Source organism: Actinoplanes sp. CA-252034 (genome assembly GCF_050956125.1).
Classification (GTDB): Bacteria; Actinomycetota; Actinomycetes; order Mycobacteriales; family Micromonosporaceae; genus Actinoplanes.
The window spans coordinates 5,774,200-5,795,719 of the sequence record NZ_CP191846.1; the positions used below are offsets into that span (position 1 = coordinate 5,774,200).

The following is a 21,520-nucleotide window of genomic DNA, read 5'->3' on the forward strand; positions in this document are numbered from 1 at the left end:
CTACCTGTACTCGTCGATGCGCGGGAAGAGCCCGAGCGGGACCAGTGCCATGGCGAGCAGCGCCGCGAGCACCAGGACCACCTGGCCGGTCGTGGTGTCGGCGGCCGCCGCGGCGTGCCCGTCCACGTCCCTGATGTGGGCGGTCAGGGCCTCCTCGCCCGGCGGCTCGCCGGCCCCGGCGGGCGTCACCACGAACCGGTCGACCGTCTCGCTGCACCCGGCCGGGCAGGTCTGGGCGACAAGCTCGCCGAGCATCTGCTGCCCGCGACGGTCGGTGGCCTCGATCCGCGCCTGCCACACGCCCACCAGCGCATCGCCGGCCTGCCGGGTGGCGGTCAACTCGCCGCGAGCGGCGAGATCGGACGACATCGCGGCGGCCATGGCCAGCATGGCGAGGGTTGCGGCGATCAACGGCGGGTTGAGGGTACGGCGGAAGCGCCGGCTAAGATAGACCTGGATGGCCACCAGCAGCGTGAGCAGCAGGACGGCCGGCACGATCCAGCCGGCCACCCAGCCCGGCGACATCCGGCCGGCCGTGAGCTCGGTGTCCAGTGCCCGTCGCTCGATGGCCAGCAGGCCGTCGAGCTGCGCGAGGATGCCGCCGTCGGGCATGTGCAGCAGGCGTGAGGCGGACCAGAGGTCGGCCCGGGCCAGCGCGGACGCCGGATCCTGCCGGAAGTGCGCGTCGGCCTGCTCGACGAGCGCGGAGTACGCGGCGAGCTGCCCCTGCACGAGCTGGATGCTCTGGCCGACCGCGGCGCCCGCGATGCTGTCGACGGCGAGCTGGGTGAGGCTCTGCGCGGCGACGGCTACCTGGTTCTGATACCGCTCGCCGGGACCGGTGAGGCCGACCGCCCCGGTCCGGAAGCTCGCGACGGCCGCCTCGTCGGCTTCCACCAGAGCGGCGTGCGCGGCGAGGATGTGCCTGATCGACGGCACCGAGTGCGCCTCGACGCGCTCGGCGGTGCCCCGTGTGCCCTGGAACACCCACGCCGACATGCCGAGCACCGCGACCAGCGCCAGCTCCAGCACCACGAGCGACCGCCACAGCGTGGCCCGGGTCGTCCCCGCACGAATCCCGAACCTGGTCACACGTCTCGCCTTTCCGTGCGGCGCCGCCCGCGAAGCACAGTAGCCGTGCGTGTCCACAGTGCTACCACGGGTCCGCCGGGGGAACCGTCGGCTCCCCCGGCGGCAGGTCCACCACGATCAGGGCTGCGAGGCCTGGTCGCGGGCGATGCGGACCAGCTCGACCAGGCCGCCCGCGTACTCCTGGGCCTCGGCCTGCGCCTCGTCGAACGGCGGCTGGAAACCGACACCCTCCCACTGCCCGGTGGCGTCGTTCCAGCGGTCGTTGCCGACCTCGAAGTTCCACGCCGTGATGCCGAGGTCGTAGTAGAGGTGGTCGGCCGAGTTGCCGGCCGCCGAGTAGAGCACGTCGGCGACCGGGCCGGTGTAGGCCGGCCACGTCACCGTGCCACGCTCGGCGGCGATGGCGCCGACGATGCGCTTGGCGCTGTCCAGGAAGAACTTCGACTCGTCGATCGACGGGCGGGGCAGCGTGACACGTCCCGGGACCTTGTAGGCCCCCGGCGACCACATGAAGTAGCCGCCGTAGCTGTGCACGTTCAGCGAGAACCTGATGTTGCCGTACCGGGTGGCCAGGGCGACCACGTTGCGGCTCTCCGCCTCGGACAGCTCGCCGGTGCCGGCGTGCGTGCCGGACAGGCAGTTCGGGCTGCCGCCGACATAACCGTCGAAGTAGGAGCCGACCGCGTAGTTGCGGTTCACGTCGACACCGAACGAGTCGCGGTTGCGCGGGTCCCGGGCCGCTCCGGTGCAGTGGTTGACCAGGTTCTTGCGCTGGAAGTTGAAGTCGTTGAACGAGTAGTTCGCCCCGTCCGGGTTCACCGTCGGGATGATGAAGACGTCCGTCGAGTCGACGAGCTCCCGGGTGGCCGGGTCGGTCGCGTAGTTGGCCAGCAGCCGCTCCGCGAACTCCAGCGTGACCAGCGGCGTCGCCCACTCCCGCGCGTGCTCCTGCGAGTAGGCGAGCACACCCGGCCTCGAGCCGTCCCGGACCTTGCCGATCCGCAGCGCCTGCACGGTCTGCGGGCCCCGCGGCACCTCGGTGCCCTCCAGGCCGTCGTCGAGGCGTACGGGCGCCACCACCGGCATCGGCAGCCCGGCCGAGCCGACCTCCACGAAGGCCCGGAACCGCTGCGGGAAGCGGGCGGTGATGAAGGCGGCGACCTCGTCGGTCGAGCTGATCACCTTGCCGCCGGCATCGGTGGCGAGACGCACGGTCAGGACCCGGTCGCGGTACGAGGCACCGAGCGCCCGGTTCGGCCGGCCGGGGTCGACCGTTCTGACCTGGACACCGTTCATCCCCTCGTCGCCGAAGCGGACCGACTCGACCACCACCGCCGCCGCCGCCGGGTCGCCGAGGTACGCGCTCGCCGTACGCCGGTAGCCCTGGGTCTTGTTCGGCAGTTTGATCACGTCGACCAGGGCCGGGTACTGCCGGTGCAGCCGGCGGATCCGGGCGCTGATGTCGGCCGGCGTCATGTAGGCGTCGATGAAGTCCTTCTGGTAGCCGCTCGGCAGCGCCGGCGGCGTGCTGCCCGGCCACGCCTGCGGGGTGATCGCCCGGGACGTCCCGCCCAGACTGGAGGTGGCGGTGATCGTCACCGGCTGGGCGGGCAGCGGCTGGGGCAGCGCGTAGTGGTACTGGTACTCGCCGGCGTCCTCGAACCGGATCAGCGGGTAGGAGCCGGTCGCGCCGCTCGCGGTCCGCCAGGTCACCGTGATCTCGGCGTCGGGATCGTCGGTGGCGGTCGTGGCGACCTGGGTCTGCAGGAAGGTGCGCCCGCCGGTGGTCCACCAGTAGGCCTGCAGGAACTGCAGGGTGTCGGCGGCCGCGGGCGCGACGGTCCGGCTCTCGGTGAGCCGCCGGGCGCCGTCGGACTCCCGCTGGATCAGCTGCACGGCGGTGGCGCCGCCGCCGGTCAGGGCGCCGAGCTCACGGTCGTCGACGACGACGTCGAGCAGGATCGCGCCGGGAACGGCCCGTGGTCGTGCGGCGACGTCGGCGCCGGAGGCAAGCAGGCGGTCGACGGCCGCCTCGTCGGGCAACTGGAATCGGATCAGGGCCCGCTCCCCGGCGGCGAGGGTGATCGGCGCCTCCGTGGGCGCCTGGGCCGGGGCGGTGACCGGGCCTGCGGCTGCCGGCTGGGTGGCGAGCAGAACGGCGGTCAGGACGGTGGCGGCGGTGGCCGGCCAGCGATGTCCGGACGACATGGAACCTCCTGCGGCTGTGAAGGATGTCGCTCCCCAACCCAGTCGATCCATCGGGATATGTCAATGATTTGCCGACATCCGCGTCACCCTGCCCGCGGCAGCCGCCCGGGCATCGCCGGCCGGCCGTGCTCCCGCGCCGGAAGTCAGGAGCGGCGGCGCCTGGTTCGCGGTGTCCCGGGACGGCGCCGCCGCCCACCTCCGGCAGCTGACCGGTCAGCTCCGGACGGTCATCGCCGACCGGGCCCGGCGATCAGCCCGGGCAGGTGCTCCTCGCGGGTGAACAGCATGCGGCAGGTCGTGCCGCTCGCGAAGGTCACCGGCCGGACGAATCTGAGGCGATGCCGCTCCGGCTCGATGGCGTCGGCCCAGTTGAGGTCGAAACGGCACAGGATCGGCTGCAGCTCGCCGCGCCCGGCCGCCATCAGGACCTCGTGGAACAGGCAGCGCCGCACGTCCAGCACATACGTGTCGTGATCGTCGAGTGGCCGCTCGAAGTGGAACGACGGGCCGAAGTAGGTCTCCTCCCGTTCTCGGCTGGCGTCGACCAGCGCGGCGAACGGGTCGTCGGCGTGGTCCAGCATTCCCCGCGTCCCGGCCAGGATGTCGTCGCGTAGTGGCCGGTTGAGGCAGTCCTCCACGATCGCGGCTGCCTCCGCCGGACCGCACACGGGTTCGACGACGTCGTACGCCGCGATCGCCAGCGCCGTGAACCGGATGTTGGCCGCGTCCATGGTGTTGGCGACGAGAGGCTCGATCGACGCTTCGAGGGTCGGAAGCCGGCGCCGCACCAGCTCGTCGACGGGCTCCGGCCAGCCGGTCCGCGAACCGAGCACCTCCAGCAGACGTACGAAGAACGCCCGCTCGATGATCGGAGTCCAGTCGGCCGGAGAGAACCGGGGTTGGTCACTCATGGTGGTGGTCCCTTTCGGGTCAGGACCACGCGGGGCACGTCGGAAGCCGTGGCTGGACGCCCCGTGCGGTCCGGGGTTGACCAGCGCGCTCCACCACCGACCGGCGCTGCAGGATGACCGCCCCAGTAGAGAGCCTCGTCATCGCGGCGTCAAGCCGGTTCCGGTCTAATCACGGGATGCCGCATGCATCGCCGCTGGCGGATCTGATCGCCCGGTACCTTCCGCCGGCCACCGAGGCGTGCCCGACCTTCACCGAGAACTCCCGTTTCGAGCCGATCATCGACGGCGTCACCTACTTCAGCGAGCTGGCCGGGCACATGGAGGCCCTCGGGCCCGGCGACGCCGTGTACATCGCCGGCTACCAGGCCGACCCGCACCTCGACCTGAGCGGGCGCACCGCCGGCGAGGCCGGTTACCGCCCGTTCACCGACGTGCTCGCCGAGAAGGCCGCGGACGGTGCCGATGTGCGCATCGTGCTCAGCGCGGCCGAGTTCTCCGGGGGCGTGCCGTGGCTGCCGGTCGGGCCGTTCCGGGCCAACACCCTGGCGGCGCGGGTGATCCGGGAGTGGAAGCCGTCGACCCGCGACGCCGCTTCCCCGCTGGAGAACCGGGTGCTGCTGGACTGGTCCGGGCCGGCGCTCGGCTCCAACCATCAGAAGCTGGTGGTGTTCAGCCACGGCGGGGTCCTCACCGCGTACGTCGGCGGTCTCGACCTCTCGCCCACCCGCTTCGACCACTCGCCGCACCGTCGTCTCCGGCTGGGTTTGCACCGGTGGGGCTGGCACGACGCGGCGGCACGTCTGCACGGCCCGGCAGCCGTACGGGTGCGGGAGACGTTCCAGTTCCGCTGGCGCAACACCACGCTCCTGCCGCCCCGGCTCATCGCCAGGAACCTGCCGCCGGAGTACTTCCCCCTGACCGGTGGCGAACGCACCGTGATCAACCCACCGGACGCGCCGAACGACCTGCCGCCGGCGCCGGAACAGCCGTCGCACCCGGCGGACGGGACCGCGGTGCAGGTGGTGCGCTCCTACCGTCCGTGGAGCCTGTATCGGCATCGCGGGTGGCGGCGGATGCGCCGGGCGAACGTGGTGCGGGCCGGCATCCACGAGATCTACCACGCGATGGCCACCGCGATCGGCGCGGCCGAGCGTTACATCTACCTCGAGGACCAGTACTTCCACGAGGCGCCCGGCGGCGACCCCCGATTCCAGCTGTACGGCGCGCTGCGCTCCGCGGCCTGCCGTGGTGTCAAGGTGATCCTGGTCGGGTCCGGCCGCAAGGACCCGGCCGACGGCGGTGACAGCACCGTGCCGCCGGTGATCACCCACGATCTGCGCCGCCGGGTGCTGGACCGCCTGCCGGCCGCCGCCCGCCGCAACGTGGTGATGTACCGGATCGACAACCTGACCGTGCACACCAAGTTGATGCTGGTCGACGACGTGTTCGCCAGCATTGGCTCGGCGAACTTCTTCAGCCGCTCGATGGTCGGCACCGACAGCGAGATCACCTCGACCTTCGTCACGACCGGCGACCTGGTCCGCGACCTGCGCGTCAGGTTGTGGGCGGAGCACCTGCGCACACCCCTGGACGATCGGCTCACCCCGGCGCTCGCCGACCTGGACACCGCCCTGGGGATCTGGCGCCGGGAGTGGCTGCCGGCCGGCTGCCCTGCTCAGACGTGGCGCCGTCCGGGGCTGCCGGCCGGTTTCGCCCCGACGGAGTTCGCCCTCACTCCGGCCCGCTATTCCTCCGCGGTGCTGCGCCGGGAGAGAAGGCTCGCGAGGACGGCCTCGTAGGCGAACCGACCGGGACCGGCGGGCCGCCCGGGGTCGTTGACAGCGGGCCGGACGACTGGGAGCGTTCCCAGACATGTCCTCTGTCGCGGTCAACCAGGTGGGGTATCCGACGTCCGGCCCGAAGCGGGCCACTCTGGTCACCGACGCCGTCGAGCCGCTGCCCTGGCAGCTCGCCGACGACGCGGGGCGGGTCGTCGCCGACGGGACGACCGACCCGCGCGGCACGGACGTCTCCTCCGGGCAGAACGTGCACACCATCGACTTCGGCGCCCACCAGCGGGCGGGCGCCGGGTTCACGCTGACGGCCGACGGTGCGACCAGCCACCCGTTCGCCATCGGCGCGGGCCTCTACCGCCCGTTGGTCGCCGACGCGATGAGGTTCTTCTACTGCCAGCGCAGCGGCATCGAGATCCGCGAGGACCTGCGGCCCGGCTACGGCCGCCCGGCCGGGCATCCCGGCGACCGTGACGTCCCGTGCGCCCCGGACGCCGGCGACTACCGCCTCGACGTGCACGGCGGCTGGTACGACGCCGGCGACCAGGGCAAATACGTGGTCAACGGCGGCATCACGGTGTGGCAGCTGCTGCACGCCTTCGAGCACCGCACCGGCCTCGACGACCTGGCGCTCGACCTGCCGGAAAGCGGCAACGGCGTCCCGGACCTGCTCAACGAGGTCCGCTGGGAACTGAACTTCCTGCTGCGCATGCAGGCGCCGAGCGGCCTGGCACACCACAAGATCCACGACCGCGAGTGGACCGGCCTGCCGACGCTGCCCCACCTCGACCCGCAGCCGCGGGAACTGCGCCCGGTGTCCACCGCGGCGACGCTGAACCTGGCCGCGGTTGCCGCTCAGGGCGCGAGGATCTTCCGCAAGCACGACGCGGACTACGCGGACCGCCTGCTGGCCGCCGCGCGGACCGCTTTCACGGCGGCCGGGACGCATCCGGTCCGGTACGCGCCGGTCGAGGACACCGTGGGCGGCGGGCCCTATGACGACGACGACGTCCGCGACGAGCTCTACTGGGCCGCGGCCGAGCTGTTCCTGACCACCGGCGGGCAGGAGTACGCCGACGCGGTGCTGGCCTCGCCCCTGCACACGGCCGACGTGTTCGGAACGTACGCCTTCGACTGGGCGGCCACCGCGGTCGCCGCGCGGCTGGATCTGGCTCTGACACCGAGCACGCTGCCCGGCCGCGACGACGTGCGCGCCTCGGTGGTCGCCGGCGCGGACCGCTACCTCGCCGTCCAGCGGGCTCACCCGTACGCGGTGGCCTACGCCCCGCCGGGCAACCAGTGGCACTGGGGCTCCAACAGCATGGTGCTGAACAACCTGGTGGTGCTGGCCGTGGCACACGACCTGACCGGCGAGGCCCGCTACCGCGACGCCGCCCTGGAGGGTCTGGACTACATCCTCGGCCGCAACGCGCTGAACCTGTCGTACGTGACCGGCTACGGCACCGACCACGCCCGGAACCAGCACAGCCGCTGGTACGCCCACCAGCTCGATCCGAGCCTGCCGCATCCGCCTAGGGGCACCCTGGCCGGCGGGCCGAACTCCGGGTTGCAGGACGAGGTGGCGCAGGCCCGGCTGGCGGGTTGCGTGGGCCAGTTCTGCTACATCGACGACATTCACTCCTGGTCGACGAACGAGCTGACCATCAACTGGAACGCACCCCTGGTCTGGGTCGCCGCCTTCGCCGCCGAACGCGACTGACCGGTCCGGCTACGGCGCGCTCGTCGCCGCCGGAGATCTCGCCCCACCCGAGCCGGCCGGCGGCGTCATTCGCCACCGGCCAGGGTGCGGCCGAGAGGCGTGGCGCGGTGCACGGTGGCGCCGCCGTCGCGGCGGCTGGACACCAGGCCCGCGGCGCGCAGCACGGACAGGTGCTCCGACGACGACGAGACGCTGATCCCGGCGTGCCCGGCGACCGACGAGGTGGTGTGCCGCCCCGGACCGGCGACGTGCGCCAGCACCGCGCTCCGGGTGCGGCCGAGCAGGCCCGCCAGCCGGTCGGCCGCCGCCCCGCCGCCCCACCCGGCCGGCGGCTCGACCGGATAGACGACCAGGGCGGGCCGGCCCTCGCGGATCAGCACCCGGGGCCGCGGCCCGGCGAACGGTGACGGCAGCAGGAACAGGCCGTGCCCGCCCAGCCGCACGTCGCCGGCCGGCCAGGCGTCCACCTCCAGCACGGGGCTGCACCACCGGATCCCGGGATGCAGGCCGGCGAACAGGCCTTCCGCGCCGGTCGCGGCATACCGGGCGGCGGCCTCACCGACAACCTGCCGATGGGTACGGGTCAGCGCCGCCCAGTCCGGCGCCAGCACCTGATGGAAGTACGCCCGCATGGCGGTGACCAGGGTGTCCAGCACCCCCGCGTCGGCGTCGGCGAACCGGCGTCGTGCCGCGCTCGCCGGGGTGTGGGCGTAGGCGGCGGACACCTGCGCCCGTACCTCCCGGGCCGGTGTCGACCGGATCACCGCGAGCCCGTCCTCGATCGAGGCCGCGCCGTCCCACGGGGTCACGAAGTCCGGCGCGGGCCCCTGCTCGGGGATCAGATGGTGCAACGGCCGCAGCGCCGCCCCGGACGAGGTCACCCGGCGGGCCAGCACCGGCAGGGCCGCGGCCACCGGCGGACGGCGCAGGGCCTGACTGGCCAGCAGCACGGTGCTGGCCGGGTGCAGGCGGTCGGTGAACCTGACCCGCGCCAGGTCCGCGTACTCCAGCCGGAGGCGCAACATCCGCCCAGCTTGCCACGGGTTTCGGTGCCACCCGAAACCGTTGACCGGGTGCGAGCGCCGACCGAGGCTGCACCCGAGACGATCCGCGCAGAAACGGAGAAGACCTTTGCGGCGTACGCTCATCAGCCTGCTCTTGATCTGTGGATTGTCCTCGGCCGCCTGCGGAACCGGCAGCGAACCGCCGGCTCCGGCGCCCTCCCGCCCCGCCACGGGCGACCACCGGCTCACCCTCGACGTCGGCGGCAGGGAACGGTCCGTGCTGCTGCACGTCCCGCCCGGCTGGACCGGCGCGTCGAAGCCGGTGCCGCTGGTGGTCGCCCTGCACTTCTACCCCGGCTCCGGGGAGCGCCTGCGCGACATGATCGAGATGGACGCCAAGGCCGACGAGCACGGCTTCCTCGTCGCCTACCCGGACGGCATGGCCGGCGGCTTCAACGCTCTGGTCTGCTGCGGTGCGGAGGACGACGTCGCCTTTCTCGAGGCCCTGACCGGCCGCCTGATCTCCGACTGGCGGGTGGACGCCGACCGGGTCTACGCCACCGGCATCTCCAACGGCGGCGACATGAGCTTCCGCGCCGCGATCGAGGCGACCGGCGTGTTCGCCGCGATCGGCGTGGTGAGCGGCGGCTACGGCGGACCGAGAACCGAGGCGGCCGGCTTCGTCCCGGCGAGACCGGTGTCCGTGCTGAGTATCGTCGGCAGGCAGGACAGGTACTACGACATCTTCGACGCCGGGCTGAAGAAGTGGCGCGAACGGCTCGACTGCGAACCGCAGCCGGCGCCGCCGCCCGCCGCCGACGGCGTGGAACGGTCCAGCGCACGCTGCGCGGACGGCTCGGACGTCGAGGCGTACGTGGTCACCGACATGGGGCACTCCTGGCCGGGCGCGAAGTCGGGTGAGCTGGCCCTGCCCGGCGCGCCGATCGTCGCCACCGACCTGCTGTGGGACTTCTTCGCCGCCCACCCCCGTCGTGGTTGACGCGTCACCTGACCGCGAGAGCGGCGTCCCGGCTCGGTGGCGCCCCGAACTGACGGCGGTACTCCCGGCTGAACTGTGACGGGCTCTCGTAACCGACCTGCCGGCTGACCCCGGTGACGTCGCCGGGCCGGGTGGCCAGCAGCAGCCGGGCCTGCTGGAGCCGGATCTGCTTCTGGAACTGGATCGGGCTCATCGCGGTCACCGCCTGGAAGTTGCGGTAGAACGCGGACACGCTCATCCCGGAGAGCCGCGCCAGCTCCTCCACCCGGAACGCCGCCGGATAGTGGTCGCGGATCCACCGGACCGCCCTGGCGACGTGCGCCAGGCTGCTGTCGGCGAGGCCGAGCTGGCGGACCACGGCACCCTGCTCGCCGGTGATGACCCGCCACAGGATCTCCCGTTTGATCAGCGGCGCCAGCACGGCCGCGTCCCGCGGGTGGTCGAGCAGGCGGACCAGCCGGAGCACCGCGTCGAGCAACTCGGCGGGCGCGTCGCTGACCGCCATGCCGGACGGGACGCCGGTGGCCGGGGGCAGATCGCCGGGGGCGGCCTGGAGCAGGATCTCGGCGACGACGGCGGGGCGCAGGACCAGACCGAAGCCGAGCGCGGGACGGGCGGCGGTGGCACCGATGAAGTAGCCGGTGACGGGCATGTCGACCGACGCGACCAGGTATTGGCCGGTCTCGTACTCATACACCCGGCTGCCGAGTGCCAGCCGTTTCGCGCCCTGGGCGATGACGGCCAGGACCGTGCCGGTCATCGACGGCTCCGGTGACTCCGGCTCCACGACGCGGGAGAGCAGCACGTCCTCGATGGCGGTGCTCTGATCGGCGCGCGCGTGGCGATCGACCAACTCCCGGAGCTCGGCCAGACTCATGAACTGATTCTCTCCACATCGGTAGGATCAGGCAAGTCTCAGCGAGCATCTGTCTAACGTCTGCGCAGCTCGTATTGCTTTCATTGAGTGGTCGAGATTCCACCCGATGAGAGGAAAGACCGATGATCGCAAGGCACGGTTTCTACGCCACCATGACCGCCCGGCCCGGCCGGGGCGCGGAGGTCGTGGAGCTGCTGCTCGACGCGCCGTCGCTGCCGCACGCCGACTGTGTCGTCTTCCTGGTCGGCCGGTCCGCCGCCGACCCGGACACCATCCATCTCACCGAGGGCTGGACCAGCGAGCAGGCCCACCAGGCGTTCTTCGCCACCGAGCCGGCGCGGGCTCTGGTCGCCGCCCTCCAGCCGCTGCTGACCGGGGAGTCCCGCTACACCGACGAGGTGCCCGTCGGCGGCAAGGCCGCGTTCTGATGCGGCCCGCCTACGACCCCGACCTGGCCACCCTGCTGGCCGGCATGCCGACGATGCCGGCGCTCGACACGCAGACCCTCGCGCACATCCGCCCGTACGCCTCGGCGCCCCTGCCGGACGGCCCGTTCGAGCGGCGTGAGGTCACCTTCTCCGCCCCGGACGGCGCGCAGATCCCGCTGACGATCCTGAGTCCCGCCGGCGCCGTCGCGGCCCCGTGCGTCTACTGGATCCACGGTGGCGGAATGGTGATGGGCGACCGCTACTCGCAGATCGACATCCCCCTGGAGTGGCTCGACCGTCTCGGCGCGGTAGTGGTGTCGGTCGACTACCGGCTCGCGCCGGAACACGACGGCACCACCCTCGTCGACGACTGCTACCACGGACTGCTCTGGGTCGCCGGGCACGCCGCCGAGCTGGGCATCGATCCGGCCCGCATCGTCGTGGCGGGCGCCAGCGCCGGCGGGGGCCTCGCCGCCGGAGTGACACTGATGGCCCGCGACCGCGCCACCCCGGCGATCGCCGGTCAGCTGCTGATCGGCCCGATGCTCGACCACCGCAACGACAGCCCGTCGAGCCGGCAGTTCTCCGGCGGCCCGGGTGTGTGGACGCGGGAGATGAACGACTTCGGCTGGCGGTCGGTGGTCGGCGAGCACGAGACGGTCTCCCCGTACGTCTCCCCCGCGCTCGCCACCGACCTCGCCGGCCTGCCCACCACCTACATCGACGCGGGCTCGGCCGAGGTGTTCCGGGACGAGGACGTCGCGTACGCCACCCGGATCTGGGCGGCCGGAGGCCAGGCCGAGTTGCATGTCTGGGCCGGCGGCTTCCACGGCTTCGACGCGCTGTTCCCCACCGCCCCGATCTCCGCCACGGCCAGACGGGCCCGCACCGACTGGCTCACCCGACTCCTCAGCGAGGTACGTTGATCATGCAGATCGCCATCGTCACCGGCGCCAGTTCCGGCATCGGCCAGAGCGCCGCCGTCCAGATCGCCCGCCGCGGCATCGGGGTCGTCCTCACCTACCAGGGCAACCGCTCCGGAGCGCTGGAGACCGTCGCCGCCGTCGAGAGCGACGGCGGCACCGCAGTCGCGCTGCCACTGGACCTCGGCCGCTCCGAGACGTTCCCGGCCTTCCGTGACGCGGTGGCCGGCGTGCTCCGCGACGTCTGGCAGCGCGACACCTTCGACCACCTCGTCAACAACGCCGGCGCCAGCCGCATCGCGCTGTTCGAGGAGACCACCGAGGACGCCTTCGACACGCTGATGCGGGTGCTGTTGAAGGGCCCGTACTTCCTGACCCAGACGCTGCTTCCGCTGCTGGCCGACGGCGGCGCGATCGTCAACATCACCAGCGGCGCGGCGACGACCGTCACCGAGCCCGGATATTCGGTGTACGGCGCCATGAAGGGTGGCCTGGTGGTGCTGACCCGCTATCTGGCCAAGGAGCTCAGCAGCCGTGGCATCCGGGTCAACTCGGTCGCGCCCGGCGCCACCCGGACCCGGCTCGGCGACAACGCCTTCGAGCGGTATCCCGAGGTGATCCCGGGGCTGGTCGCCAGGACCGCGCTCGGGCGGCTCGGCGAACCGGATGACATCGGATCGGTCGTCGCGAGCCTGCTCGGCCCCGACCTGGGCTGGGTCACCGCCCAGGACATCGAGGTCTCGGGCGGCTACGCCCTCTGACCGAGCGCGACGTCGCACGTCGGCCCATCGCGAGCGAACGGCGAGACACCGCCACGGGATTACCAAACGTTACCGATGGGTAACCGTAGGCTCATGCCAACGCCATCGGGCGCGGAGCCGGAGCCGGGATCCTCGGGCCGCCGGTGGGCACCGCTGCTCGCCGCCCTCGCCGCCGTCGCCACCGGGTTCGGGGCGGTCGCCGTCTTCATCGCCGAGCAGGACGAGCCGGCCAAGCTGTGGAACCTCGGAGTGCTGGTCATAGCCTCGGCCGTCATGGTGCTGACCCTGTGGCTCGTGCCGAAGCGCCGCACCGGTGGACGGTTCGATCACCGGTTCACCGGGGCCGTCGCGGCGATCTGCGTGATGGTTCTGGGCGCGGTGACCAACCCGTTCTACGCATCGTCGGCCCCGCCGCCGGTCCCGCCTCAGGTCTCGCCTCAGGTCTCGCCGAGCAGTCCGGCTCCGAGTTCGCCGACGGGCGATGTACGGATGCACGAGATCTGGCCGAGCAGTGCCCAGAACGATCCGCACACCATGGAGGAGGGTGGCTGGGCGGCGACCGACTTCCCCGTGCAGGCGCCGTACATCCGCTCGGTCGAGGTGGCCGCCGGCTCGGAGGGAAACGGCAAGGTCCAGCTGTCCGTGTACGACGAGCACCAGCAGGAACTGGCGTCGGGCGAGGCCGAGGTCCGGGATTGGCGGGCCAAGTACACCTTCGAGAAGCCGGTGGACGTCCGCGCTCACCTCGGCAAACGTCTGTTCCTGGTGGTCCGCAACCTCTGGCCCGAGAAGGTGCGGGTGTACTTCACCGAGTTCGACGCCGATCCGAGCGTCACCTCCTACCTGCCGTGCGCGAACAAGCGCCTGGCCCAATGCCCGAACCCGCAGGCACGTGACCTGAGCGCGATGGTCGTCGGCCGCTGGTAGCCGGCAGGACGCGACTGAGCCGCCATCCCGGGGTGGGGTGGCGGCTCAGTGCAGGTCAGCTCAGCTTGACGTTGAAGATCGGGTCGGCGGCCAGCTTCCGGAACGCGGTCAGCCCGGCCCGGGTGCTGTCGATGCTGATGTCACGGTTGCCCTGATCATCGCGCTTGGTGTCGAAGTGCACGATCGCCTTGATCGCCGGGCGCTTCCTCAACTCCGGCACCACACTGTCGTACACCGCCGACTTGTCCGTGGTCTTACCGATCCGGTGATACCCACCCCACTCGGCGACCATGATCGGCTTGCCCCGGTGCTTCGTGGTCGCCCACTCGTAGAACCCCAGACCGCCGCCCTTGGGCTCACGATCCAGCAGATCCGCGAACGTGCCGTAGTGGTAGTAGCCCTTCTCCACCGACACATACGAGTCCAGACCGATCCAGTCGACCACGTCGTCGCCCGGGTACAGGTCCTTCCACCACGACTGCGCCATCCACTTCTCGTTACCCATGTACGCCATCACGTTGACCACGTTGCCGGCACCCTGCGCCCGCAACCGCTCGATCGTGTGCCGGTACATCGCCGCGAAATCGGCGGCCTCCCAGCCGGAGCCCTTCGCCGGCTTCACATCGTTCTCCGGCTCATGATTGAGCACCAGGAACGTCTTCTTGCCGTACGCCTTGATCCGCGCGGCGAACGCGTCGATCCGCGCGTTCTGCTCACCCCGGGCGACCTTCGCCCAGTTCGACCCGTAGGCGATCTTCCAGTTCAGCAACAACACCCGCGGCTTGGCCGCATCCGCCGTCATCGCGATCTCGGCCTTGGTCGGGAACGGCTCATCACCCTTGTGATAGGTGTGAAAGATCGTCGCGGTCCGACCCGACAACGACTCCCAGTTCCTGTGCTCCAGGTCACGAGGCTTGCTGGTGAACCCACCAGCCGCACCACCCCACATCACCCCACACGACGCGACGAGCAGCGCATCGGTAGCGCACACCGGCGCCGCCACGGCGGCGGCCGGCGACACAACAGCGGTCACACCCGCGATCACGGCGGTCAGAGCTGTCAACACCATCGGCAGCTTGGCGCGTCGCAAAAATCTCTCCCCCGGTTGTCCGGCCTCGATATCGGCCGGGCATGAGAAAGAGATTCCAGGTCACCAGGTGCAGGCCCCGTGCCCGAACCGGTGCCGACCGGTAGCGGACCCCCAAACCCCCGGGCGAACGACTCGCCACGGTTGATCGGCACTGCCTGGAGGTGCTTTAGCCGAGCGGTGCTTCAGTCAAGCGGCGCCTCAGCCAAGCGGTGCCTCAGCCAAGCGGCGTTTCAGCCGGGCGGCGCTTCAGCCGGGCGGCGCTTGAGCCGGGCGGACGAGGCGTCAGTGGGCGACGACGAAGAGGCGGTCGGCGGTACGGCGGCCGACTCCCGGGCTGATCTGCACGGTGCGAAGGCCGCTGTCGTGCAGAACGGCGCGCAACTCCGCCTCGCTCCACGGCTGCATGGCGAAGGTGTAGCCGGACCGTTGCTCCGGCATCCCCGGGCGGGCGAGGTCGTACTCTTCCTCGACGCGAAGCGTGCCCTCGCTCCACGTGGTGCGGCTGGTGAAGGTGAGCCGCGCCCCGTCTCCGAGGTCCACCTGCCTGCGGTGCGTCGCGCCGTCGGCCCGGCTCTGCGAGGCCCGTTCCTCACGAACGTCGAGGAACAGCAGACCGCCCGGGTTCAGGCATCCGGCCAGGGAGCGCACCGCCGCCGCCCGCTCCCGATCGGAGATCATGTCGTTGAGGACGCCACGGCAGGTCACCGCGTCGTAGACGGGCGGAACGTCCAGCTCGCAGAGGTCGGCCGAGATCGCCCGCGCGGACGGGCACCGCGTCACGGCCAGGGACAACAGATCCGCCGAGGCATCCACGAGATCCACCCGATGGCCGGCGGCGACGAGGCCGGCGGCATGCCGCCCGGTCCCGCACCCCGCGTCGAGGACCACGGCAGGGGTACGCCCCACGCTGCGCAACCGATCATGAACCGCCCCCACCCACGGCTCCACCGGATCCGTGATCAGCAGATCGTAGGCCTCGGCATGCCGCGCATAGAACGGCCGCTCGGAGCTGCCCCGCGCCGACGAAGAGACCACCGTCGAACACTACCGCCGATCCCCGTTTGGCGAACCGGCGGCCGGGAACACCGGGGCCGACCGCTGACCAGGAGGCGAGAGCGGAGCGCCCCGGCATGGATTCCTGTCGATCGCCTTGGGCACCGCACTGTCCGGCACCCTGGCCGGCTACTACAGCCCCGACCGGGAGACCGTCTACTTCGGCGTCCTCGGCGGGATCGCCATCGTGCTCGGCCTCGCCCTGGCGACCGCCGCCAAACCGATATGCCGGCTCATGAGCGGAATCCGGTGACAGCCGGCCCGGGCGCTCGTAGCAGGACGTCGATGGGCCCGCAGGTCGAGGGCCGGTGAGATTCGGCACGACTCGTCCGCAATCAAGATATTGAAGCAATTAAACGTCGCGGCAATACTGTGTTCGCATGTTGGACCACAACGGGGGGAACGGCAGTGTGTCCGCAGTGAGGTAAGGCTGCCCGCGATCATCCGGCGGGCCCTTCGGCGGCGACTGTGAATCATCCGCGGCGGGTGCGATGGCATCCGCCGGGTGAGGTTGCGCCCACAAGCCTGCCCAGGAGGTTCGGGCCACCGCGTGCGGCACGCTGACCAGCCTTCATGTGCGAGAGGAGTCTCAACCGAGTGAATGCGGTTCGTAATTGGCGGTATGCGGTCGGCGCCGCGATCACCGCGGTTCTCACCGCCGGGCTGTTCGCGTCGGCCCCGGCCGGTGCCGTCGGTGGTGACGTGCCCAGTGGGGCGGCGTACGGCTTTCTGGCCAAGGTGACCGTCGGGGAGCCGGGAGTCGGGCAGTCCTGCACCGGTGCGCTGGTCGGCGCGCGGTGGGTGGTGACCGCGAAGAGCTGCTTCGGTGCGAGCGTGGTGGCCGGGCCGCCGGCGGTGAAGACGAAGGTGACGGTGGGCCGGCTGGATCTGTCCGACGCGTCGGCCGGGTATGTGGTGCCGGCGCTGAAGGTCCTGCCGCACCCGGACCGTGACGTCGCGCTGGTGCAGCTCGCGGCCACGGTCACCGGTGTCCGGCCGATCCCGGTGTCGGCGCAGGCCCCGGCCGTCGGCGAGGTCGTCTCGGTGCTCGGGTTCGGGCGTACGGCCGGTGACTGGGTGCCGAGCTCCCCGCGGATGGCCTCGTTCACGGTGTCCGCTGTCGACGGCGCGCTGACCGCCGTCGCGGGCACGACCGACACGCAGGTCGGACCGTGTCGTGGTGACGCCGGCGGCCCCGGTGTCCGTACGGTGAACGGCGCCCTTGAACTGGCGGCGATCACCCACAGCGGTGGTCAGGGCGGCTGCCTCGGCGCGCCCGCGGACGCCGCCCGGGGCGGCACGCAGACCCGGCTCGACGACATCGCCGGATGGGTGCGGCAGAACACCGCCGAGGTCACCGTTCAGACGCTGAAGTCGCAGAACAGCGGCCTGTGCCTGGCGCTGCCGAGCAACTGGACCGCTCTGCCGGCGATCGCGATCCAGTGGTCCTGCAGTGGCGCCGCCGACCAGGACTGGCAGCTCAACCAGCGGGCCAACGGCGAGTACGAGATCCGCAACGACCGTAGCGGCCACTGTCTGGCGCTCGAGGGCGGTGCGACCAAGGACGGCACCCCGGTGGTGCAGTGGACGTGCCGTGACAACGTCGACCAGTACTGGCAGCTGACGAAGGACGCGAACGGCTACACCGAGCTGCGTAACTCGTTCAGCGGCAAGTGCCTGGCCGTGCAGGGCGGCGACGTCGCGATGAAGAACGGCGCGCAGGCGCTGATCTGGCCGTGCCGGGAGTCGAACCTGGATCAGAACTGGACGATCACCGCGCGTACCCCCGGCGGTTGGGTTCGCAGCGCGCACAGCTCGCTGTGCATGAGCAACGGCGTCTCGCTGGCCGACGGCGCGCACGCGGTGCAGGCGGCCTGCAGCGACCTCAACGACATGGAGTGGACGCTGCGGACCCGCAAGGACGATCTCGTCGAGGTGCGCAACGACCGTAGCGGCCAGTGCCTGGCGATCGAGGGCGGCGTGACGACAGCGGGAACGCATCTGCTGCAGTGGCCGTGTCGCGACAACGTCGACCAGTACTGGCGGGTGGAGGCGACCACGCAGGGCACCGTGGTGCTGCACAACAACCACAGCAGGATGTGCCTGGCCATCCAGGGCGGGGTCAAGACCGACGCGCACCTGCTGCAGTGGAACTGCAACGGCAACGCCGACCAGTACTGGACGGTCGGCCGCAAGGCGTGAGTGGTGAGGCCCGGGGACCTGTCGGGTCCCCGGGCCTGCGCGTCAGGACGCGTAGATCGAGTACTTCGCGGTCCAGCGGGTGGACGTACCGAATGAGGCCGGCCATGTGCCGAACGGACGTGAAGCGCTCCAGGCTCCCTGGTTGTCGCCGCCGGAGTCGTAGCTCATGTTGTTGTCGCCGTTGGTGTTGTACATCAGCCAGTACGCCGTGTTCGGCGCCAGCGTCGCGGTGACCGGCCGGCTGTTCCATGTGCCGGCGGTCAGCGTGCCGGACGTGCTGGAGGCCACCAGGGCTCCGGGCGAGCCGTTCGCGTCGGCGTAGATCGCCACCTGGTACTGGTTGGCCGGCGCGGCCTGCACGGTGGTGAGGTGCACCGAGATCTGGCTGATCGTCAGCGCCGTGGCGCCGTTGACGAACCGCGAGCCGTTCATGAAGTTCATGTCGCCGACGTCGAGCAGGGTGCCGACCTGGTCGTGGCCGAACCGCGGGCTGCTCGCGCCGGCTGTGGTGAACGAGAACCGGTGCTCGGCCGCGAGCGCGTTGCCCGCCGTGTCGGTCACGGCCGTCCGCACGGTCACCGTGTACTGGGTCGACAGGGTCAGCGCCGCCGACGGGGTGATCGTCGCCGTCTGCGTGGCCGCGTCGTAGGTGACGGCCCGGTCGACCAGCGTGCCGCCCGGGCCGCGCAGCTCCAGGTTCGCCGACGTGATGGTCCCGGCCGCCATCGGCTCACCGAAACGCACGGTGACCGGCGTGGTCGGGGCCACCCCGGTGACGCCGCCGGCCGGGTTCGTGGAGGTCACCGTCGGGGCCGTGGTGTCGGCGCCGGTGGTGGCGTAGAGGGAGAACTTGGCGTTCCACCGGGTGGACGTGCCGAACGACGCCGGCCAGGTGCCGAACGGGGTCGACGCGCTCCACGCGCCCTGACCGGCCGTACCGATGTCGTAGCTCAGGTTGTTGTCGCCGTTGGTGTTGTACATCAGCCAGTACGCGGTGTTCGCGGCCAGTGCGGCGGTGATCGGCCGCGTGTTCCACGAGTTGGCGGTCACGGCGCCGGACGTGCTGGTGGCGATCCGGGCGCCGGGCGAGCCGTTCGCGTCGGCGTAGACGGCCAGCTGGTACTGGTTGTTCGGGGCGGCCTGCACGTTGCGCAGGTAGACCGACATGGAGGTGACCGCGGCCGGCGCGGAGCCGGTGACGAACCGGGAGCCGTTCATGTGGTTCATGTCGCCGGTGTCCACCGCGCCGCCGACCTGGGTGTGACCGATCCGCTGCGGCGCCGGGACGCTCGTGTAGGTGGCGGTGTAGCTGGTGGCGGCGGTGGGCGCGGTGACGACGTGGGTCGCCGCGCCACCGTCGGACCAGGACGCGAACGTCGAGGACCCTTGCGGCGACGGCGCGGACACCGAGTTCGTCGACCCTTGGATGACGGTACGGGTGAACGGCGTGACCTGCGAAGCGGACCCGACGGTCAGCTGGAGCCCGGCCGGGACCGTGCCGAACGTCAGGTCGACAGTCTTCGGGTCGAGCCGTCGCGTCACGGTATGGGTGAGGCCGTCCTGGTCGGCGGCGACGAGCTTCAGCTCCAGGTACGACGGGTACTCGTGGTCGGGCGCCTCGAAGGACCCGGACGAGACGTCGTTCCAGGTCCGGATCGCGTGCTCGTGACAGTTGTCGGCGGCGGAGCAGTGGTGCATGACCAGGCTCCAGTCCAGGGCGGACGCCGGGAGGGCGCCCTGCTGCGGGTCGGTGGCGTGCCCGGTGAAGTCGATGGTGTCGCCGACCTTCCAGGTGACGCCGGTCGCCGGGGTGTCGATGACCGCGGTCGGCGCCTCGTTGCCGGGTGTGACGGCGACCGTGCCGGTGTGCGTGGCGTTCAGGGTGTCGGTCACGGTCAGCCGCGCGGTGTAGGAGCCCGCCGTGGTGTACGTGTGGGTGGCCGTCGCCGAGGTGGAGTCGGTGACCCCGTCGCCGGTGAAGTCCCAGGCGTAGCGCAGGCGGCCCTCGTCGGCCGGGTCGGGGTCGGTGGAGCCGGTGCCGTTGAAGGTCACGGTCAGCGGCGCGGGACCCTGGGTCGGTGAGGCGTCGATGACCGCGCTCGGCGGCTGGTTGCCCGGGAAGTAGCGCACCCGGCGCACGGTGCCGCCCAGGTCGACGTAGTACAGCTCGCCGCCGGGGCCGACCTCGAGGTCGACGGGGCCGGCCGCGTCGGAGACGAACGTCTGCAGGTTGGCCGGGTCGGGCAGGCCGCCCGGGGTGGACGGCAGCGACGCCCAGATGCAGCGGCGCGAGTAGTCGGCGAAGAACACCGCGCCGTGGTACGCGGCCGGGTAGGGTCCGCCGGCCGTCGGGTAGAACGCCACGCCGGTCGACGACGAGCTGCCCGTCGGGCAGGCCTCGCCCGCCACCAGCTTGCTCGCGTGGTTCCAGGCCACGAACGGTAGCGTGTGCGTGCCCGCGGGCTGGGTGTAGAGGGTCTCGCAGACCGGGAGGTTGGCGCTGTCGTACCCCGGCTGGCGGTTGTTGCCCTCCCAGCACGGCCAGCCGAAGTTGGTCACGCCCGCGGTCGGGTCGACGACCCGGTTGACCTCCTCCCAGGTGGTCCAGCCGGTGTCGGAGATCCAGGTCTCGTTGGTGCCCGGCCGCATCGTGATCCGGTACGGGTTGCGCAGCCCGTGGGCGACGCTCCGGCGGGTGTCCGGGTCGGTGGCGCCGATGCCCGGGTTGCCCGCGGCGGCGGCTCCGGTGGCCGGGTCCAGGCGCAGCAGCGTGCCGTCCAGCTGGGTCTCGTCGCCGGCGGTGCGGACGTCCTGCGCCCGCATCGCGCCGCCCTCACCGGCCGGGTCGGCGCATGGGTTGGTCGGCGCGCCCGAGGGGAACTGTCCGTAGTCGACCGCGCTGAAGCTGGCCCCGTCCCCGGCGGCGACGTAGAGCATCCCGTCGGCGCCGAAGGCGATGTCGCCGATCGAGTGGCTGGGGAACTGCTGGCACCAGTCGTGCAGCAGCACCTGCTCGGCGCCGGTCATGGTGTTGCCGTCGGCACGCAGCCGCGACAGCCGGCCGGTGACCACGCAGCGCCCGTCGTTGGCGTTGGCGCAGACGTCGTTCCAGACCGGGGCGGTCTGACCGGGCGGCGCGTCGTAGGTGTAGAGGACGTAGACGTACGGGTCGGCCGGGAAGCTCGGCGCCAGCGCCATGCCGAGCAGGCCCCGGTCCCACTGGTTGTGCACGTTGGCCGACAGGTCGGCGAAGACCGTGGGGGTGGTGTCGGCGAGGTCGTCGAAGATCTTGATCCGGCCGCCCTTCTCGGCGACCACGACCCGCCCGTCGGCGGCGAACTCCAGGTCCACCGGGGAGCTCAGTCCACTGAAGACGATCTGTTCCTGGAAGCCGCTGGGCAGCGCCACCGCGGTCGCGGGCTGCGAGCCGGCGAACGACGACATCGTGACCACGGTCGCCAGCGCGACGAATCCACCGAGCACACGCCGAAGCACGGGCACTCCCTCCCCGAAATATTGATGAAGCCTAAA

At 71.5% G+C, this 21,520-nt stretch carries 17 protein-coding genes; 9 read left to right on the forward strand and 8 right to left on the reverse strand.

The window, feature by feature from the left end; all coding sequences use genetic code 11:
• From ACQPZW_RS26530 to ACQPZW_RS26540, 3 genes are all read right to left on the reverse strand, one after another.
• Positions 1-1,092, reverse strand: coding sequence for a hypothetical protein (locus ACQPZW_RS26530; protein WP_433788731.1), 1,092 nt, complete (start codon positions 1,090-1,092; stop codon positions 1-3).
• Between the two features lie 117 nt (positions 1,093-1,209).
• Positions 1,210-3,300, reverse strand: a complete 2,091-nt coding sequence (locus ACQPZW_RS26535; protein WP_433788732.1) for a M14 family zinc carboxypeptidase — start codon at positions 3,298-3,300, stop codon at positions 1,210-1,212.
• Between the two features lie 227 nt (positions 3,301-3,527).
• Positions 3,528-4,211 (reverse strand): L-2-amino-thiazoline-4-carboxylic acid hydrolase, encoded by a 684-nt coding sequence (locus tag ACQPZW_RS26540; protein WP_433788733.1) that lies wholly within the window; start codon positions 4,209-4,211, stop codon positions 3,528-3,530.
• 176 nt (positions 4,212-4,387) lie between these two features.
• Between ACQPZW_RS26540 and ACQPZW_RS26545 the strand changes: the two genes are divergently transcribed.
• Complete coding sequence (locus ACQPZW_RS26545) at positions 4,388-6,010, forward strand: phospholipase D-like domain-containing protein (protein ID WP_433788734.1); 1,623 nt, start codon at positions 4,388-4,390, stop codon at positions 6,008-6,010.
• 73 nt (positions 6,011-6,083) lie between these two features.
• Positions 6,084-7,724 (forward strand): glycoside hydrolase family 9 protein, encoded by a 1,641-nt coding sequence (locus ACQPZW_RS26550; RefSeq protein WP_433788735.1) that lies wholly within the window; start codon positions 6,084-6,086, stop codon positions 7,722-7,724.
• Positions 7,725-7,789: 65 nt separating this feature from the next.
• On the opposite strand, the gene ACQPZW_RS26555 is transcribed toward ACQPZW_RS26550, so the two are convergent.
• Positions 7,790-8,749, reverse strand: coding sequence for an ArsR family transcriptional regulator (locus tag ACQPZW_RS26555; RefSeq protein ID WP_433788736.1), 960 nt, complete (start codon positions 8,747-8,749; stop codon positions 7,790-7,792).
• Between the two features lie 106 nt (positions 8,750-8,855).
• On the opposite strand from ACQPZW_RS26555, the gene ACQPZW_RS26560 reads away from it, so the two are divergent.
• Positions 8,856-9,728 carry an alpha/beta hydrolase family esterase gene (locus ACQPZW_RS26560; protein WP_433788737.1) on the forward strand — a complete coding sequence of 291 codons (873 nt, stop codon included), beginning with the start codon at positions 8,856-8,858 and terminating at the stop codon, positions 9,726-9,728.
• Positions 9,729-9,732: 4 nt separating this feature from the next.
• Here the strand turns inward: ACQPZW_RS26560 and ACQPZW_RS26565 are convergent, their stop codons facing one another.
• On the reverse strand, positions 9,733-10,605 hold the full coding sequence (locus ACQPZW_RS26565; RefSeq protein ID WP_433788738.1) for an AraC family transcriptional regulator: 873 nt from the start codon (positions 10,603-10,605) through the stop codon (positions 9,733-9,735).
• Positions 10,606-10,727: 122 nt separating this feature from the next.
• Here ACQPZW_RS26565 and ACQPZW_RS26570 point away from each other — a divergent pair, with 122 nt between their 5' ends.
• The 4 genes from ACQPZW_RS26570 (at position 10,728) to ACQPZW_RS26585 (ending at position 13,644) form a co-directional block, all read left to right on the forward strand.
• Positions 10,728-11,033, forward strand: a complete 306-nt coding sequence (locus tag ACQPZW_RS26570) for a putative quinol monooxygenase (RefSeq protein WP_433788739.1) — start codon at positions 10,728-10,730, stop codon at positions 11,031-11,033.
• The gene (locus ACQPZW_RS26575) at positions 11,033-11,959 is read left to right on the forward strand and encodes an alpha/beta hydrolase (protein ID WP_433788740.1); all 927 of its coding nucleotides are present in this window, start codon (positions 11,033-11,035) and stop codon (positions 11,957-11,959) included. The genes ACQPZW_RS26570 and ACQPZW_RS26575 overlap by 1 nt, the downstream gene beginning before the upstream one ends.
• 2 nt (positions 11,960-11,961) lie before the next feature.
• Positions 11,962-12,717, forward strand: coding sequence for an SDR family NAD(P)-dependent oxidoreductase (locus ACQPZW_RS26580; protein ID WP_433788741.1), 756 nt, complete (start codon positions 11,962-11,964; stop codon positions 12,715-12,717).
• A gap of 93 nt (positions 12,718-12,810) precedes the next feature.
• A complete protein-coding gene (locus ACQPZW_RS26585; RefSeq protein WP_433788742.1) occupies positions 12,811-13,644 on the forward strand; it encodes a hypothetical protein in 834 nt (277 codons plus the stop codon).
• Between the two features lie 55 nt (positions 13,645-13,699).
• Here ACQPZW_RS26585 and ACQPZW_RS26590 read toward each other — a convergent pair whose 3' ends face one another.
• Both ACQPZW_RS26590 and ACQPZW_RS26595 read right to left on the reverse strand, forming a co-directional pair.
• Positions 13,700-14,677 carry a glycoside hydrolase family 26 protein gene (locus ACQPZW_RS26590; RefSeq protein ID WP_433788743.1) on the reverse strand — a complete coding sequence of 326 codons (978 nt, stop codon included), beginning with the start codon at positions 14,675-14,677 and terminating at the stop codon, positions 13,700-13,702.
• A gap of 339 nt (positions 14,678-15,016) precedes the next feature.
• On the reverse strand, positions 15,017-15,769 hold the full coding sequence (locus tag ACQPZW_RS26595; RefSeq protein ID WP_433788744.1) for a class I SAM-dependent methyltransferase: 753 nt from the start codon (positions 15,767-15,769) through the stop codon (positions 15,017-15,019).
• Positions 15,770-15,884: 115 nt separating this feature from the next.
• Here ACQPZW_RS26595 and ACQPZW_RS26600 point away from each other — a divergent pair, with 115 nt between their 5' ends.
• Together ACQPZW_RS26600 and ACQPZW_RS26605 are read left to right on the forward strand one after the other, a co-directional pair.
• Positions 15,885-16,040: a hypothetical protein gene (locus ACQPZW_RS26600; RefSeq protein ID WP_433788745.1), complete on the forward strand. Its 156-nt coding sequence runs from the start codon at positions 15,885-15,887 to the stop codon at positions 16,038-16,040.
• A 344-nt stretch (positions 16,041-16,384) separates the two neighbouring features.
• Positions 16,385-17,989, forward strand: coding sequence for a ricin-type beta-trefoil lectin domain protein (locus ACQPZW_RS26605; RefSeq protein ID WP_433788746.1), 1,605 nt, complete (start codon positions 16,385-16,387; stop codon positions 17,987-17,989).
• 42 nt (positions 17,990-18,031) lie between these two features.
• Here the strand turns inward: ACQPZW_RS26605 and ACQPZW_RS26610 are convergent, their stop codons facing one another.
• On the reverse strand, positions 18,032-21,484 hold the full coding sequence (locus tag ACQPZW_RS26610) for a PQQ-dependent sugar dehydrogenase (protein WP_433788747.1): 3,453 nt from the start codon (positions 21,482-21,484) through the stop codon (positions 18,032-18,034).
• Between the last annotated feature and the right edge of the window lie 36 nt (positions 21,485-21,520).